This is a genomic window from Brevundimonas sp. GN22 (assembly GCF_054824005.1).
The window spans coordinates 1-294 of sequence record NZ_JSYD01000181.1 but is presented as its reverse complement, the minus strand read 5'-3'; the positions used below and the strand labels follow the sequence as shown (position 1 = coordinate 294).

General features: G+C 61.6%; 1 protein-coding gene. It reads left to right on the top strand.

Translation table 11 applies throughout. From position 1 onward, the window contains the following. The coding region (locus OB03_RS14670) for a hypothetical protein (RefSeq protein WP_461344661.1) at positions 1 to 294 on the top strand (294 nt) is incomplete at both ends.

The window sequence follows — 294 nt, the reverse complement described above, 5'->3', positions numbered from 1 at the left end:
TTTCTCGTATGCGATGGACGCCGTTCGTAACTCGGCCGGCCAAATCGTCTGCCGCGTTCAAGACCTGACCGCCAACGGCGGCACCGTCACCAGCCGTAACCCGAACGTACCGGGTACGCTGAACGCCAACTCGGACGTCGTTAAGAACTGCCAGCCGCTGAACGTCTTCGGTGCCGGCAACCAAAGCGCCGAGGCTCTGGCCTACGTCGCTGCCCAACTGCAGATCCAACAACAGAACCAACAGCACGACGTGCTGGGTACCGTTTCGGGTCAGCTGTGGGACTTCTGGGGTGC